At 45.7% G+C, this 219-nt stretch carries 1 protein-coding gene; it reads left to right on the top strand.

The annotated features are described in order from the left end of the window. Positions 1-219 (top strand): alpha amylase C-terminal domain-containing protein (locus tag AB4512_RS22250; RefSeq protein ID WP_372175713.1); only part of this gene is annotated, 219 nt, incomplete at both ends.

Raw genomic sequence — 219 nt, 5'->3', positions numbered from 1 at the left:
TCATCAAGGTGTTCAGCGCTTAACGAAAGATTTGAACAATCTTTACCGTTCTGAAGCTGCAATGCATGATCTTGATTTCGACCCGAAAGGTTTTGAATGGCGTCTACAGGATTCAGCTGAAGCGAGTATCTTAGCTCATGAGCGTATCAGTGAATCAGGCGAGCGTGTATTGGTGGTTTCTAACTTTACCCCCGTTCCTCATGAGCACTTCCGCTTAGG

The sequence above is a fragment of the Vibrio sp. 10N.222.52.B7 genome (assembly GCF_041474275.1).
Lineage (GTDB): Bacteria > Pseudomonadota > Gammaproteobacteria > Enterobacterales > Vibrionaceae > Vibrio > Vibrio crassostreae_C.
The sequence above is the reverse complement of the archived record's forward strand: the minus strand, read 5'-3'. Positions and strand labels throughout refer to the sequence as shown.